The organism is Aquaspirillum soli, assembly GCF_054781915.1.
Genome location: NZ_BAAGTM010000006.1, coordinates 122,065 through 137,736, shown reverse-complemented (window position 1 = coordinate 137,736; position 15,672 = coordinate 122,065). Strand labels below are relative to the sequence as shown.

At 48.1% G+C, this 15,672-nt stretch carries 14 protein-coding genes and 8 tRNA genes; 13 read left to right on the top strand and 9 right to left on the bottom strand.

Annotated features, from left to right (window positions below; all coding sequences use genetic code 11):
- Positions 1 to 203: 203 nt before the first annotated feature.
- The 6 genes from radA to hpnC are packed head-to-tail and all read right to left on the bottom strand — an operon-like array spanning position 204 to position 5,802.
- A complete protein-coding gene (radA, locus tag ACYVJG_RS07910) occupies positions 204 to 1,577 on the bottom strand; it encodes a DNA repair protein RadA (protein ID WP_460430573.1) in 1,374 nt (457 codons plus the stop codon).
- On the bottom strand, positions 1,577 to 2,089 hold the full coding sequence (locus tag ACYVJG_RS07905; RefSeq protein ID WP_460430572.1) for a hypothetical protein: 513 nt from the start codon (positions 2,087 to 2,089) through the stop codon (positions 1,577 to 1,579). The genes radA and ACYVJG_RS07905 overlap by 1 nt, the downstream gene beginning before the upstream one ends.
- A gap of 24 nt (positions 2,090 to 2,113) precedes the next feature.
- Entirely contained in the window at positions 2,114 to 2,857 is a 744-nt protein-coding gene (locus ACYVJG_RS07900; protein WP_460430571.1) for an SDR family oxidoreductase, read from the bottom strand.
- Between the two features lie 11 nt (positions 2,858 to 2,868).
- Complete coding sequence (hpnE, locus tag ACYVJG_RS07895; RefSeq protein ID WP_460430570.1) at positions 2,869 to 4,149, bottom strand: hydroxysqualene dehydroxylase HpnE; 1,281 nt, start codon at positions 4,147 to 4,149, stop codon at positions 2,869 to 2,871.
- Complete coding sequence (hpnD, locus tag ACYVJG_RS07890) at positions 4,125 to 4,961, bottom strand: presqualene diphosphate synthase HpnD (protein ID WP_460430569.1); 837 nt, start codon at positions 4,959 to 4,961, stop codon at positions 4,125 to 4,127. The genes hpnE and hpnD overlap by 25 nt, the downstream gene beginning before the upstream one ends.
- Before the next feature lie 22 nt (positions 4,962 to 4,983).
- The gene (gene hpnC / locus ACYVJG_RS07885) at positions 4,984 to 5,802 is read right to left on the bottom strand and encodes a squalene synthase HpnC (protein WP_460430568.1); all 819 of its coding nucleotides are present in this window, start codon (positions 5,800 to 5,802) and stop codon (positions 4,984 to 4,986) included.
- A gap of 162 nt (positions 5,803 to 5,964) precedes the next feature.
- Here hpnC and ACYVJG_RS07880 point away from each other — a divergent pair.
- The 3 genes from ACYVJG_RS07880 (at position 5,965) to ACYVJG_RS07870 (ending at position 6,233) form a co-directional block, all read left to right on the top strand.
- Positions 5,965 to 6,040 (top strand) — tRNA-Ala (locus ACYVJG_RS07880).
- Positions 6,041 to 6,061: 21 nt separating this feature from the next.
- Positions 6,062 to 6,137 (top strand) — tRNA-Glu (locus ACYVJG_RS07875).
- A 20-nt stretch (positions 6,138 to 6,157) separates the two neighbouring features.
- Positions 6,158 to 6,233 (top strand) — tRNA-Ala (locus ACYVJG_RS07870).
- A gap of 288 nt (positions 6,234 to 6,521) precedes the next feature.
- Here ACYVJG_RS07870 and ACYVJG_RS07865 read toward each other — a convergent pair.
- Together ACYVJG_RS07865 and guaB are read right to left on the bottom strand one after the other, a co-directional pair.
- On the bottom strand, positions 6,522 to 6,986 hold the full coding sequence (locus ACYVJG_RS07865; protein WP_022654691.1) for a GNAT family N-acetyltransferase: 465 nt from the start codon (positions 6,984 to 6,986) through the stop codon (positions 6,522 to 6,524).
- 78 nt (positions 6,987 to 7,064) lie between these two features.
- Complete coding sequence (gene guaB / locus ACYVJG_RS07860) at positions 7,065 to 8,525, bottom strand: IMP dehydrogenase (protein WP_460430567.1); 1,461 nt, start codon at positions 8,523 to 8,525, stop codon at positions 7,065 to 7,067.
- Between the two features lie 120 nt (positions 8,526 to 8,645).
- Here guaB and uvrC point away from each other — a divergent pair, with 120 nt between their 5' ends.
- The 10 genes from uvrC to ACYVJG_RS07810 all read left to right on the top strand — a co-directional run bounded on the left by uvrC (position 8,646) and on the right by ACYVJG_RS07810 (position 15,030).
- A complete protein-coding gene (uvrC, locus tag ACYVJG_RS07855) occupies positions 8,646 to 10,472 on the top strand; it encodes an excinuclease ABC subunit UvrC (RefSeq protein ID WP_460430566.1) in 1,827 nt (608 codons plus the stop codon).
- Positions 10,473 to 10,492: 20 nt separating this feature from the next.
- A complete protein-coding gene (gene pgsA / locus ACYVJG_RS07850) occupies positions 10,493 to 11,059 on the top strand; it encodes a CDP-diacylglycerol--glycerol-3-phosphate 3-phosphatidyltransferase (RefSeq protein ID WP_460430565.1) in 567 nt (188 codons plus the stop codon).
- A gap of 84 nt (positions 11,060 to 11,143) precedes the next feature.
- Positions 11,144 to 11,219 (top strand) — tRNA-Gly (locus tag ACYVJG_RS07845).
- 40 nt (positions 11,220 to 11,259) lie between these two features.
- Positions 11,260 to 11,335, top strand: a tRNA-Gly gene (locus tag ACYVJG_RS07840).
- Between the two features lie 32 nt (positions 11,336 to 11,367).
- Positions 11,368 to 11,443 (top strand) — tRNA-Gly (locus ACYVJG_RS07835).
- 21 nt (positions 11,444 to 11,464) lie between these two features.
- Positions 11,465 to 11,538, top strand: a tRNA-Cys gene (locus ACYVJG_RS07830).
- Positions 11,539 to 11,566: 28 nt separating this feature from the next.
- A tRNA-Leu gene (locus ACYVJG_RS07825) sits at positions 11,567 to 11,655 on the top strand.
- Positions 11,656 to 12,426: 771 nt separating this feature from the next.
- Positions 12,427 to 13,089, top strand: coding sequence for a hypothetical protein (locus ACYVJG_RS07820; protein WP_460430564.1), 663 nt, complete (start codon positions 12,427 to 12,429; stop codon positions 13,087 to 13,089).
- Between the two features lie 135 nt (positions 13,090 to 13,224).
- Positions 13,225 to 14,256 carry an NAD(P)H-dependent flavin oxidoreductase gene (locus ACYVJG_RS07815; protein ID WP_460430563.1) on the top strand — a complete coding sequence of 344 codons (1,032 nt, stop codon included), beginning with the start codon at positions 13,225 to 13,227 and terminating at the stop codon, positions 14,254 to 14,256.
- A gap of 75 nt (positions 14,257 to 14,331) precedes the next feature.
- Entirely contained in the window at positions 14,332 to 15,030 is a 699-nt protein-coding gene (locus ACYVJG_RS07810; RefSeq protein WP_460430562.1) for a glutathione S-transferase family protein, read from the top strand.
- 334 nt (positions 15,031 to 15,364) lie between these two features.
- Here the strand turns inward: ACYVJG_RS07810 and ACYVJG_RS07805 are convergent, their stop codons facing one another.
- The gene (locus tag ACYVJG_RS07805; RefSeq protein WP_460430561.1) at positions 15,365 to 15,595 is read right to left on the bottom strand and encodes a DUF2442 domain-containing protein; all 231 of its coding nucleotides are present in this window, start codon (positions 15,593 to 15,595) and stop codon (positions 15,365 to 15,367) included.
- Between the last annotated feature and the right edge of the window lie 77 nt (positions 15,596 to 15,672).

The following is a 15,672-nucleotide window of genomic DNA, read 5'->3' as shown; positions in this document are numbered from 1 at the left end:
TGTTGTGCAAGCACTTGATGTCCAAGCGCTTACACCTATCGGTTGTATTCTGTTAAAGATCGATCAAACAACTAAACGCTGTTTGCTGCTGCTGTGTTGCAGCGAGGAAGCGAACTATACCCACTCCACCAACCATCGTCAACACCTACACTCACAAAAACTTTAGAAAATTGAATAACACACTGATTTTTAAAAAATTTAAATTAAGAAAATTCTCGGCAGGCGGCTAAAGCTTGATCCAAACGATCTACGTTCACCAGAGTCATACCCTCAATGCTTTGTTTTGGTCGGTTGGCGGTTGGGATAATCGCCCGAGTAAAGCCAAGTTTTGCTGCTTCACGTAGCCGTTCTTGGCCACGCGCCACCGGTCTTACCTCACCGCCAAGCCCTACCTCACCAAAGACCACCATTTTTTCTGGTAAAGCTTTATCTCGCAGTGAAGACACAATGGCGAGCAACACAGCTAAATCGGAAGCAGGTTCACTGATTCGCACACCGCCGACAGCGTTGATAAAAACGTCGCGGTCAAAACAAGCAACACCACCATGACGATGTAACACCGCCAATAACATTGCTAACCGATTTTGTTCTAGCCCTACCGTTAATCGCCGTGGTTGTGGTGCATGTGCTTCATCCACTAAGGCTTGAATTTCAACTAATAGTGGACGAGTTCCTTCTTGAGTGACCAACACACACGAGCCGGGTACATCATCTCGATGACTTGATAGGAACATGGCCGAAGGATTCGACACCCCTCGTAAACCCCGTTCAGTCATGGCAAATACGCCGAGCTCGTTCACCGCACCAAAGCGATTTTTCACTGCACGAATCATGCGGAAATTAGAGTGGGTATCCCCTTCAAAATAGAGGACTGAATCAACAATATGTTCTAACACCCGAGGCCCTGCCAACGCACCTTCTTTTGTTACATGGCCCACCAAAATCATGGTGCAGCCGGTACTTTTGGCGTAACGGGTCAGTTGTGCCGCACATTCTCGGACTTGAGAAACTGAGCCAGGGGCAGAGGAAAGAGTTTCGGTGTAAACCGTTTGAATCGAATCGATGACAACAACTTGTGGCTGCTCTTGTTGTAAGCAAGCCAAAATCTGTTCAGTTCGAATTTCTGCCAATAAGCGCACACTATCAGCCGACACTGCCAATCGTTGTGCACGCAAGGCAATTTGCTGTGGTGATTCTTCGCCAGTGACATACAACACTGAGCGTTGACTGCCGATTGCAGCAAGGGTTTGCAGCAACAAGGTGGACTTACCAATGCCGGGATCACCGCCGATCAACACCACGGCACCACGCACCAAACCACCACCCAAAGCACGATCAAACTCATCAATCGAGGTTGAGAAACGGGGCGCCTCTTCCGCGCTGACTTCTGACAGTGTTTGTACTTTGCCGTGCGTAACAGCCAAAGCGGCAAAACGCGCCGGTGTTTGTACTGCGGGGGCAATGGTTTGCTCGGATAAGCTGTTCCAAGCTTGGCAGTGTGGGCACTGCCCTTGCCATTTACTGACTTGCCCACCGCATTCTTCACAGACGAAAACGGTTTTTGCTGCTTTTACCATTAGCTATTGATACCGGGGATTGGGTTCGTTGGTGGTGGGCTCGCATCGTTGATGATGTCCATAACCTTATGTAAGTCTTTTTCGACCGCATTATCGGCAACATCACGGGCATCACTATGCTTATCGCCTAAAGAACGCAATACCGCTTCTACTTCAGGGTCGGGCTTTCCATCTGGCCCTAAACTAGCGGCTTTTTTCTTGGCTTCTTCCTCTTCTTTGCGCTTCTTCTCTAATTCTTCAGGAGAGGGCAAATCAGGCGGTGGTGTTAGCGTATCAAGCTTATTTTTTGTCATGTACTCGTTCATTTCTTTCCAACCAGCGAAGACCTGTGCACGATCGGCCTGTGGATTACGTTGGAAACACTCTTCTAATGAACGACCTGTTTGCCGACATGAGGCGCCAATTGCCTTATGAGCTTCACTATTGAGGCCAGACACATTCATGACCCAATCACAACCTGTTAGCGGGGTAATCAGTACCGTCGCTAACAACATAGAGGATAGATGACGCATGTGGGCGGTCTCCGCGTTATAAAATCAAGGATTGAGTTCGATCACTTCACCGCTGCGGCCACGACTTGCTGGCCCCAACCAGAATAAGAAAGCCGGTACTAAGCTTTCTAAAGTTGGCAGGTGTGTTTTTGTTTCACCGGGATGCGTGCGCGTGCGCTGCGGTGAGGCAACAGGCCCCGGCACCAAGACATTGATCCGCACTTGAGGGAAGGCGTCCCATTCTTGTGTTGCAACTTGAGCTAAATGTGACAACGCACATTTCGACGCGCCAAACCCACCCCAGAATGGCCCCGGGTGTACCGCATGGGTCTCACTCACTAAGATCACTGAAGCATCTTCAGCACGGAACAATAACGGCGCACAAGCACGAGTGAGCGCGAAGGGGGCAACGGTGTTAATTCGGTATTGGTTGACCCATTCTTCCACCGTTTGATTGATCAAGGGTGAAGAAGCATAAAAGTGTGCAGCGCAATGGACGATGCCATCCAGACGACCTAACACCTTGTGAATTTGCAGGGCAAGGTCGTTGAATTGGGCTTCTTCTGCCGTTAATAAGTCCAGTGGGATTGCAACCGGCTCTGGGCCACCTTGGGCCACAATTTCATCATAAACTTTCTCAAGTTTACGGACACTGCGTGCCAACAACACGACGGTGGCACCATGTTGTGCCGCTGCCAATGCCACAGTACGGCCTAAACCCTGACTGGCACCCGTTACTAAAATGACACGCCCACGCAAACTTTCGGCATCAGGGAGGGAAAAACTCATTTTCATCACTTTTATTGATATTGATTAAGCAATTGGGTTGCAGCCAGTTTGCCTGAACGCACGGCACTTTCCAAGGTTGCAGGATAATCGGCGATTAAATAATCGCCGGCCAAGTAAATTTGAGGCCACGGTCTAGATTGTGGTTGCTCACGACCTGCCACACAGGCAAAAGTCGCGCGCTTTTCTATCACAACCCGCGCCCACAGCGGTTGTGGTGCCGCAAAACAGGCTGAGATTTCTGTCGTGACTCGATCTATTAGCTCAACATGAGACCAAGTTAGATGCTCACCCGGGCCACTGATGACCACCGCTATCATGCCATTTTCGCCATACAGCGACTGTCGATCAAACACCCATTGCCCCAAACCGCCGGCAATACCTACCATCGGATATGGCAATTTAACCTGTTGGGCATAACGACAGTAAACCGTTGCGATGGGATGATAGTCCCACTGTGGCCAATCTGGCAGCGGTTGTGTAAATAAGGCTGCCGTATGTTGCGGCGCAGTCGCTACAATCACTGCATGATAGAAAACGCCATCAACTAAAACACCTTTTTCGACAGGTTCCACCTGTTTTACTCGCCGTTGTAGACAACAGCTTACACCGTTTTGTTGCAAAAATGATAATGCTGGCAAAGCTAACAATGCTGCCAAGGGTTGGATAGGCAACAACAAATCACTCGCGCCAGCACCACTTAACACGCTATCACGTAATACTTGTGCAAACACCGACATGGAAGCCGTGGTTAACGGCGTATTTAAAGCCGCTAGCACTAACGGCTCCCACAACTTACGAATCAGGCAGTCACTTTGCTTGGTCTGTCCCAACCATTGCGCCACCGTCGTCTGTGGCAAGATAGGTTGGGTCAACAAAGCTGTCATTGCGCGCACCAACGCCCAACGTTCGCGTAACGATACCCCCTGAACACGCAGTCCTGCTGATAACAAACGCCACCAATGGGGCCCTGATGCGGCCAATTGATAGTTGAGAACGGTGTGTTGACCCTGCACGACCTGCAAGCAAAAAGGCTGACGGCGCACAACATCATGCTCCACCACGCTAAGCTGTCGCCAGAGCTGCAAAGTGTCTTGATAAGCTCCCATCAATATATGTTGGCCATTATCCAGCACATATTGATCCAGCTGCACACTGCGTGCACGTCCCCCTAACTGCTTACCCGCTTCAAACAGGGTGATATGCAAGGGACGAGAAGCGTGTTGCAAGAGGGTAGCCGCTGCGCTGATACCTGCCCATCCCCCACCGATTACGGCAATACGGACGTTTTCCATGCCAACCAGAGTTTTCGAATCGGGGTTAAACTCAAGCGCTGATTGAGCACTTTTTCTGGTCCATCACGGCGGATTTCTTCCAAAGTCGCCCGATAGATCGCCGCCATCATCAAGCCGGGGCGCTGTGTTTTTCGATCAACCTTAGGTAACAAGTCGAGCGCTTGTTGATAGTATTGTTCTGCACGTTCAATTTGAAACAACATCAGCTCACGAAAGGCTGGGGTTTCTCGATAATTGAGCACATCACTTGCTGGCACTTGAAAGCGTTGCAAATCTTCCACAGGAAGATAAATCCGCCCACGGCGCGCATCTTCTCCGACATCACGAATAATATTGGTCAGTTGGAAGGCCAAGCCTAGAGTGTGTGCATATTTCAAAGTGCGGTGGTCTTGATAGCCAAAAATTTGGGCGGCCAACTGGCCAACAACACCAGCCACCCGATGGCAATAGAGTTGTAGATCTTTGAAGCTGTTATAGCGTGCCTGCTGTAAATCCATTTCCATGCCATCAATGATTTCATGCAATAGACCCTGCGGCAGATCATAGGTACTGACATGCGGCAATAACGCTCTACCTACCGGATGCTCAGGACACGAGGCATAGATTTTATCGACCTCGGAACGCCACCAAGCCAATTTGGTATGCGCCACATTTTCATCCATGCACTCATCCACGACATCATCGACTTCACGGCAAAAAGCATATAGCGCAGTAATCGCCCGCCGACGTTGTTCTGGTAGAAAACGAAAACTGTAATAAAAGCTCGAACCGCTTTTTGCAGCACGGTCTTGGCAATATTCGTCAGGCGTCACTCGACTATCCTTATTTCAAACATCAATTAGCACGTAGCGCACGGTAGAACATATATAACCAATCGCGTTTTTCTAGGCGAATACGCTGGCTAAACACATCTCCTCCGGCACGGTGGATCTTACGGAGTATGGTTTCTCCACCCATCACAATCAAACGCAACTCAAAGCCAAAACGACCGGGTAATTGCTTTGCCAAAGGCGCCCCTGCGCCCAACATATCACGAGCACGTTTAACCTGAGCCCGCATCATCATTTCCCACAAACCACTACAATCTTGGTTAGCAATTTGTGTTTCTGTCACGCGATAGCGTCGCAGTTCTTCTTGCGGCAAATACACCCGCCCTTTCTGCCAATCAACCGCAACGTCTTGCAAAAAGTTGGCAAGCTGTAATGCCGTACAAATCCCATCGCTCATGGCCAGTGCGCGCCGATCGTGCTCACCGAACAAATGCAGCATTAAACGTCCGACCGGATTGGCAGACTTGCGGCAATACGCCACAACATCAGCAAATGTTTCGTAACGCGAAACGGTGACATCCTGTTCAAACGCATCGAGCAAGTCGTAAAAATGGGAAAACGGTAAACCATGTTGTTGTATCGCTGCTGCCAACGGCCCAAAAATCGCATCATGCAGGAAAGGATCGCCGGCTTCGATGGCACAGAGTTTGTTACGACAGTCTTGCAACCCATCAAGCCGAGTTTGAACATCAAACTCCCCCTCGTCAGCAATGTCGTCTGCGTATCGGGCAAAGTGGTAGATTGCATGAACCGCAGGGCGGATGCGTCGGGGCAACAGCAATGAACCTACAGGAAAGTTTTCGTAATGCGACGGAGCAGCCATCAGGCAATCTTTGCAGTGATTGGTTATGGAAAAAGCTTGTCAGTATACCCCAGCCAAGTAAAAGATTTATGCTTTAACAAAAAAGCCCTTTACAAAGGCCAAAACATACTCTATAGTTCGCCCCACTTCGCGTAGCCCAGCAGTTACGCGAAAGGCCAAATTGGGGCTATAGCTCAGCTGGGAGAGCGCTTGCATGGCATGCAAGAGGTCAGCGGTTCGATCCCGCTTAGCTCCACCAAAGACTTACTGTCAAAAGTACGTCCCCATCGTCTAGAGGCCTAGGACACCGCCCTTTCACGGCGATAACCGGGGTTCGAATCCCCGTGGGGACGCCACTTAAAAAGTCAAATTCAGTGGGGGTATAGCTCAGCTGGGAGAGCGCTTGCATGGCATGCAAGAGGTCAGCGGTTCGATCCCGCTTACCTCCACCAAATGAATATAAAGACCAGCCAGCACTTATGCTGGCTTTTTCGCGTCCTAGTATTGCTTATCAACAAGCAAATTACCGTTTCTACTTCGAAGTCTCTCCATCTAATAAACTTGGGTGCTCATCAACTTGATCTAATCGGTCTAAGATAGCCAACGCCCGCTGTGGATCACCAACGGCAGCCATAGCCCGAAAGTGATTTTCTGTATCCCAAGAACCAGAGGGATCAATAGAGAGTTTTTCGATTATCCTTTTCATGTTCAATACCAAAAAACAATAACAAATAAATAAGCTATAAGCTTCTCGTCATGAGAAAGTTTTTAAAAATTTGTCCTCGAACTTCAACAAGTTGTTCTCTACTGACTGAAAAACCGAATTTTTCATAGAATGGTTTTGCTGTAATACTAACAGCAGAATAGTAACAATAAATCCCTTTGCTCGTACCTACCTTAAAAAGATGCTCCATTAAAGCTCTACCTACCCCTTGTCCCTGATATTGATAATGACAAAAAAAGTGATCAATCAAACCATCAACTTGAAGGTCAGCATAACCAACTATGGTGCCATCAATTTCAGCAATAAATGGAGATAATCTGGATAATTTTTCCGACCAGTCTTTGATATCGAATGACGCTGGAGCCCACGCCTCCACTTGCTCCTTAGAGTAATCCTTGATATTAACTTCGCGAATTGTTCTAAAGCGAATATCCCAAAGCGCACGAACATCTGATTCTTTATAATTACGAATTACAATCATACGTCCCCTCCACAAAATAATAAAAAACGCCCCGCAATCATGCGAGGCGTCGTTACTGTCATTGTTATTGCAACAATATCAATCCAAGCGATAGTTTGGTGCTTCTTTTGTGATTTGCACATCGTGCACATGCGATTCACGCATACCTGCTGACGTAATCTCAACAAACTCTGCCTTAGTCCGCATATCATCAATAGAGGCGCAACCACAATACCCCATCGACGAACGCAAGCCACCCATCAACTGATGAATCACCGCAATCACCGAACCTTTGTACGGTACACGGCCTTCAATCCCCTCCGGCACCAACTTATCGACATTACCTTCATTATCTTGGAAGTAACGATCACTGGAACCTTGCTGCATTGCACCGAGCGAACCCATGCCGCGATAGCTCTTGAACGAACGACCTTGGTATAACTCAATCTCACCGGGGGCTTCTTCAGTCCCAGCCAACAAACCACCCAACATCACACAATTTGCCCCAGCAGCAATCGCCTTGGCAATATCACCAGAGAAACGAATGCCACCATCAGCAATCAACGGCACGCCGGTTTCTGCCAACGCAGTCGCGACATTCGAAACCGCCGTCAACTGCGGCACACCAACACCAGCAACAATACGCGTGGTACAAATCGAGCCTGGGCCAATACCGACTTTCACACCATCAGCGCCGGCTTCCACCAAGGCTAACGCAGCGGCGGCGGTGGCAATATTGCCGCCAATCACATCAACGTGTGGGAAGTTTTGTTTCACCCAGCGCACGCGATCTAACACCCCTTGGCTATGACCGTGGGCAGTATCCACCACAATCACATCGACACCGGCTTCGACCAACAAGCGAACACGCTCATCTGTCCCTTCGCCCACACCGACCGCAGCACCCACACGCAATTGGCCGTGGCTGTCTTTGCAAGCCAACGGTTTTTCGCTGGTTTTGATGATGTCTTTCACCGTAATGAGGCCTTTTAACTCAAAAGCTTCATTCACGACCAACACGCGCTCAAGGCGGTTAGCGTGCATCAATTCGCGCGCTTCATCTAACGAAGCGCCTTCTTTCACGGTAACCAGTTTATCTTGTGGCGTCATGATCGAACGCACTGGCATGTCATAGCGAGATTCGAAACGTAAATCGCGATTGGTCACAATCCCAACCACTTTGCCATTTTCAATCACTGGCAAACCCGAGATCCGGTGCTCACGCGCCAAGGCGATCACATCGCGCACCAACATATCCGGCTTAATGGTAATCGGATCTTTCACCACACCTGATTCGTGGCGTTTAACTTTCGAGACTTCCAGCGCCTGACGAGCAGCAGGCATGTTTTTGTGCAAAATACCAATCCCGCCTTCTTGTGCCAGAGCAATGGCCAAACGGGCTTCAGTCACCGTGTCCATCGCAGCAGCGACAACAGGCAGATTCAGGCGGATACGGCGGGTTAGCTGGGTAGATAAGCTCACATCGCGAGGCAAAACGTTGGAGTGAGCGGGAACAAGCAGGAGGTCGTCGAAGGTGTAAGCTTTCTGAACGATACGCATGGCGTTTCCTTTGGCGGCAAAGCCGCATTATACCGATGTCGGCGCTAAGAGGGAAATTGATATTGCTCAATATCAAATCCCCAGTACAATTTTGCCTTTGATGGCTGCTTGGTTTCTTTTATGTTCGACGCAAAACCTATTCTCGCCAATCTTCCCACGTTGCCCGGTGTGTATCGTATGCTCGATAGCAACGGAGATGTGTTGTATGTCGGCAAGGCCATCGATCTTAAACGGCGGGTCAGTCAATATTTCCAAAAAAGTGATTTATCGCCTCGCATTGCTTTGATGGTGAAACAAATCGCCGCCATCGAAACCACGGTTGTACGCAATGAAGTCGAGGCTTTGGTACTTGAAAACAATCTCATCAAGTCCTTAGCGCCCAAGTACAACATTTTATTCCGCGACGACAAATCCTATCCTTACTTGCAATTTTCTCCCCACGCCTACCCACAACTTAGTTTGTATCGTGGCGCATTACAGCAAGGGCGATACTTCGGCCCCTACCCAAACGGCCAAGCAGTACGCGAGGCAATTCATATTTTGCAACGCGTATTTCGCTTGCGAACGTGCGAAGACACTGTGTTTCATCATCGCTCACGGCCTTGTTTACTGTATCAAATCAAGCGGTGTTCTGGCCCATGTGTCGATGCCATCAGCCAAGCGCAATATCAACAAGATGTGCAACGCGCTGTCGCTTTTTTACAAGGCCGCACTCACGATGTGCTGTCCAGTTTAGAAAAAGACATGCAAGCCGCCAGTGCCGCGTGGGAATTTGAACAAGCCGCCGCATTGCGCGACCAAATCCAAGCCTTAGCCAGACTGCAAGATACACAATATGTCAGCAGCACCGCCAACACAACCGATGCAGATGTAATCACCATCGCCCAAAGCCATGATCTAGTTTGTGTCAATTTAGTGATGATTCGTGGAGGAAGGCATGTCGGTGATCGCAGCTTATTCCCAGAAAATAGCCAGCAATGGGAACCTGAAGCCATTTTAGAAGCCTTTGTTTTGCAGCATTACAGTGGACAGCCTGTGCCGCCCTTGTTGATCTGTGAATATTCGATCAACGTCAGTGTGATCAATTTATTAGCACAGCAAGCCGACAAAGCGGTACGGGTGGTGCAACCACAGCAGGGCGAAATGCAGCGATGGCTGGAAATGTCACAGAAAAATGCCACACTCGCTCTTAGCCAACGCCATCTCTTGGCACAACAACAAGGGTTGCGTTTGGCCGCCTTGAGTGAAGTCAGTGGGATTGAGCCGCTGCAACGTCTCGAGTGTTTCGACATTTCTCATACGCAGGGTGAGGCCACGGTGGCATCGTGTGTGGTGTATGACCAAGGTGCCATGCAGCCCAGCCAATACCGGCGCTATCATATTGAAGGAATTGTCGGTGGGGATGACTACGCGGCGATGCGGCAGGTGTTATTTCGCCGTTACGAAAAAACCGTAGCGGGCGAAGCTGCCACACCTGATATTGTGCTGATTGATGGTGGACAAGGCCAAGTGAATGTGGCAAAGCAGGTATTAGAAGAGCTAGGACTGAGCCATATTCCGATCATCGGCGTGGCAAAAGGGGAAGAACGCCGGCCCGGTTGTGAAACGCTGATATTAGAATATGCCGCGAAATCGGTACAATTGGGCAACAATCACGCTGCGCTGCATTTGATTCAAACCATTCGCGACGAAGCTCACCGCTTTGCCATCACCGGCCACCGCCAACGCCGCAATAAGGCGCGGGTTCAATCCAAGCTCGAAGATATTGAGGGGATTGGCAGCCGGCGGCGGCAACGGCTGTTGGCGCACTTTGGTGGATTGCGTGGGGTGATGGCAGCGAGTATTGAGGATATCGCCAAAGTTGAAGGGATGAGCCGTAAATTAGCCGAGCGCGTTTACGCTGCACTACACCCCGATGGACAACCCTCTTTTTCTTCTCAACCCTAAATTAAAAATTGTGAATTTTCATGCCGTTTAATGTCCCGATCTTTTTAACTTGGCTGCGCGTTGCACTGATCCCCGTTTTTGTGGCGCTGTTTTATTGGCCTGAACCGATATTGGCAGGGGAAATGCGTAACACCCTCGCTGCGCTGATTTTTGCCCTTGCGGCAATAACAGATTGGTTAGACGGTTTTCTGGCTCGGCGGTGGGGACAAACCTCGGCCTTCGGTGCTTTTTTAGATCCTGTTGCCGACAAATTGATTGTGGCAGCGGCATTGATCTTGTTGGTTGAGTTGGGCCGAACGTCGGGATGGTTGGCGATGATTATTATTGGCCGTGAGATTACGATTTCGGCCTTACGCGAATGGATGGCACAGTTAGGTGCACATCGCAGCGTGGCTGTGGCATATATTGGTAAGTTGAAAACCACGGCTCAGATGGTGGCTATTTTGTTATTACTGTATGCACAACCGCTGATTCCGGGCCTTGATCCCTTTTTATTTGGGAATGGTTTGATGGTTGTAGCGGCAATTTTGACTTTATGGTCAATGGTTTACTACCTAAAAATGGCGGCGGAGCAGTTTCGGCGTTAAAAAAGTTGCAACAGAGTGCTTGACAGCAGATAGAGAGTGTTTATAATGCGCGTCTCTCGCACAAACGAATGTGCAAACAGCAAAGCGGGAATAGCTCAGTTGGTAGAGCGCAACCTTGCCAAGGTTGAGGTCGCGAGTTCGAGACTCGTTTCCCGCTCCAACGCTTGCTCATATATTTGTCGGGATAATCACTATCTAGCGCGGGAATAGCTCAGTTGGTAGAGCGCAACCTTGCCAAGGTTGAGGTCGCGAGTTCGAGACTCGTTTCCCGCTCCAGCCAGATAGCGAATAGTGCCAGTTAGGTCCAAGCGGGAATAGCTCAGTTGGTAGAGCGCAACCTTGCCAAGGTTGAGGTCGCGAGTTCGAGACTCGTTTCCCGCTCCAGCTAAAATGGACTGTTTCACTGGCGGGGTAGCAAAGTGGTTATGCAGCGGATTGCAAATCCGTAGACGCCGGTTCGATTCCGACCCCCGCCTCCAAATTGCATCAGATCGATTTCATTGTGTCGCCCGGGTGGTGAAATAGGTAGACACAACGGACTTAAAATCCGTCGGCTTGAAAAGGCTGTACCGGTTCGATTCCGGTCCCGGGCACCATTTCAGAATTCCAAGAGTTTTTACAAGCTCCAGTGAACCTCGTAAACCAAACGGTTACGGGGTTTTTTGTTTTTTGCCGTTCGATTCCTTAATATCCCTCCCAATCAGTCTTTTCTACTATCTCCACCATACAAACTGTGCCTGCTGTCCATTTCATCTCTACTCATCATTACACAAGCGCATCACAAAATTGGTTTGACATCATAAATTTCGGCAGATAGGCTATGCCGTATGAGATAGATTTTGTCACACGGCCATTCAAGTCATTGAAAGTACTGATGTGGCTATATAAGTAGTTTTTTAACAAAAAAGTAACAAATCTGACTCGTGTTTGCTTATCAAATTTTTTTGAGGAAAATAATATAGAAGAAAAAACTACTTGCGTTCAGTCTTTTTCTCATTATCACGGGATGAGGAACCCCAAATGACAAACTTTTCTGTTTCAAAACCTATTTGAACAAGCTGTACTGTAGGGATATATGGCCTGGCGACACAACCAGTTATAACGCCAGAAACAGCTATGGCATGCATGTAGGTATAAAAAATTTTCCTGTTTTCATGGAGAATTGTTAAAAGGCGTAGATCAAAATCCTAGCTTCTGTCCGGAAGCAGCAAACTAGCAGTAGCAATTCATTTTAACTAAATTGCTAAAGCATTAGCTAAATAGTACCGTAGTCTGAATTGATAAGGTCACCACATCAATCACATAATTTAAATTTTTTTTACAAAATCATTCAGCCTACTCCAACTTAAGTCTAACGTTAGGGCAACATGGAGCATTATACGATTTCTCAGACAGATACCGGCTTCCACATTGACGGGTTTCCTGATGGAGTGAAACTCATAGGAATCAATGGACCAGAAGCAAAAAGGCTAGCTGACTTATCTCTCCACAAGGAAGATCTTGAATTCGCAGATGGCTGTCTAGAAGCGATTAACCAAACACCAGCGGATCCACCCATTACACGAGAGGCACTCTGGCGTTCAGCGATAGTTCATTTTCTAAAATGCTTTGGCAACAGTGCCCGTTTCCAACTGGCTCCGGATAAAATTTATAAGGGAGAACCTCCAGAGGTATTAATGGCATTCAACTACTTCAAGAGCTTGCGTAACAAACATTTTGTTCACGATGAAAACTCATACGCCCAAAGCATTCCTGGTGCCGTTCTAAATGATGGGACAAAGGGCTACAAAATTGAAAAAATAGTCTGCTTCGTGGCACTTGGGGCAACTCTTGAGCAAAATAATTACAGTAATCTCAAATTACTCATTGAAAAAGCAAAAATTTGGGTTGTATCGGAATTTGATTTACTTTGCAACCGCCTTACTAACAACTTAGAAAGTGAGAACTATGACGAACTTATTTCAAGAGATGCACTTGCCTATGGTGTACCAATTATCGAAGACCTCCAATGCAATCGGAGGGCACCATAATATGAATATGTTTTACTGAGAAAACTTTGCACCCCCAAAGGTTGGGATGATCTCATCAACACAACACCACCATACATCACATAACTTGAACCCCAAACAACGCTCGTTAGTCACTTTTTCCTACGAGGCGCAGAAATGACTTTACAAAAACTGCTTGGCATAGAGCGTCCAATCATCCAAGCGCCAATGGCAGGGGTGCAGGGTAGTGCGCTCGCGGTAGCTGTCTCCAACGCAGGCGGACTCGGTTCACTCCCCTGTGCCATGCTCGACCTCAACACCATGCGTCAAGAATTGGCAACCATCAAAGCGCAGACAACAAAGCCGTACAACGTCAATTTCTTCTGCCATACACCACCCGAAATTGATACCAAGCGCGAAGCAATTTGGCGGCAAACGCTGATGCCGTATTTCCTTGAATATGGCATCGACCCAAACATAATTCCTACAGGGCAAGGTCGTGTGCCATTCAATGCAGCAGCTGCAGAGGTCCTAGAAGAATTTAAACCTGCTGTTGTGAGTTTCCATTTTGGCCTGCCTACACCCGAATTGCTGAAACAAGTGAAAAAATGGGGTGCGAGAGTGCTATCTTCTGCCACAACGGTCGAAGAAGCACGCTGGTTAGAAGCGCATGGAGTCGATGCGATTATTGCGCAAGGACTTGAAGCAGGTGGGCATCGAGGTATGTTCTTATCGGAAGATTTGAACACGCAAATGGGCACATTTGCATTGGTACAACAGATTGCACAATCTGTAAAAGTACCGATCATCGCCGCTGGTGGCATCGCAGATGCCAAAGGGGTTGCAGCAGCAATAGCACTCGGCGCAGCAGGGGTGCAAGTAGGAACAGCCTATATGCTATGTCCCGAAGCAAACACCAGTGCAATACATCGTGCAGCACTAAAAAGCGACATAGCCCGCATCACGGCTCTGACTAATATATTCTCAGGGCGGCCAGCACGTGGCATTGTAAATCGCATCATGCGTGAAATCGGGCCTATCAGTCCCACCGCGCCCATGTTTCCTTTAGCAACAGCAGCTATCGCGCCCTTGAGAGCGAAAGCAGAAAGCCAAAGTAGTAGTGATTTTTCGCCGTTATGGGCAGGACAAAATACGAGCGGATGTAAAGAAATATCAGCCTCGGAACTAACTTGTGCATTAACGCCGTAAGTTTGAGTTGATGAAATCAACCTAACATATTACAACTCCAGATGCCATACCAAAAATTTACGAAGGAAAGTACCTTTGCTCACCCTCTACATCGCAAACAAAAATTATTCATCATGGTCTCTGCGACCTTGGATTCTACTCAAACAACTACAGATCCCATTTGATGAACGACTTGTTCCATTCGGATCGATGACCACGCCTGAGGGTTTCAAAACTTTCTCACCATCTGGACAAGTACCATGTCTGGTACACGATGAGTTAGTCGTCTGGGATTCCTTTGCAATCGTTGAATACATCGCAGAGCTCAACCCTCTAGCTTGGCCACAAACAACACATGCTAGGGCGTGGGCACGGTCAGCCGCAGCAGAAATGCATTCAGGTTTCTCGAACATACGAAATATCTGCACTATGAACTGCGGATTACGGGTTCAACTCAATGAAATCACCCCCGCGCTTGAACGCGAGTGGTTGAGGGTTGATGAAATCTGGAGACAAGGTCTACTGAAGTTCGGAGGCCATTTCCTAGCTGGCACACACTTCACCGCAGTAGATGCTTTCTTTGCACCGCTAGCCTTCAGGGCTCAATCTTACTCGCCACGCCTTTCAGTAGAATCACGTGCATACGTTGATCGAATACTATCGCTACCTCATATGGTTGACTGGTACAACGCTGCATTAGATGAAGTCTGGCGTGATGAAGCACATGAACGGGAAGCGCAGGCTGCTGGTGAATGGATCGTCGATCTTCGTACCAAGCAACCTAATCCCGTCTAATTAGCACTAGTAAATTTTTTTAACTCAACACCATTTACGAAGCAACCAGATTTAAAATGGTAAGCGCAAAAATGGTGTTCATCTTACTGGCAGACGCACTGCAAACAACCACCACACCAGCAACTTGAAAAAGCAGGATTTGCGCGAGGCGATAAAAAACCGCACAACACCGCAAATACAATTTTCAACCACACTCCACCGGCCGAAGATGGCTAAACACCGCCGGCAACGGCTTTTAGCGGAAAATTGAGAATAACAGCTCAACAAACAACGCGCCTAACAAACGCAAAAAACTACAAACTTCAGTTGAGTAAAAATAATTTAGGTGTAGGTACTACGTTGGTTGGGCTGATGCAAATTGATAGAGGGTTTTAGGCTCAATATCAACCATACCCTCTTTAAACATAAGACAGCCCCATTCTGGATCAATTTGTGCTGTCTCAATAGCTGAAGGCTCTACATAGGCAGCTAATAAAGGAAATAAATCCACCTCAAATCGAGTGTGATCAACAAATTCCAACAAGAAAATATATTGGTCTTTATGCTCGAAAGATCGTAATTTCATAACAAAAAACTCTCATTCTGCCAAATTATTCCAAGGGCGCAATTTTATGGGAATAATGATGGACACAAAACCAGTGC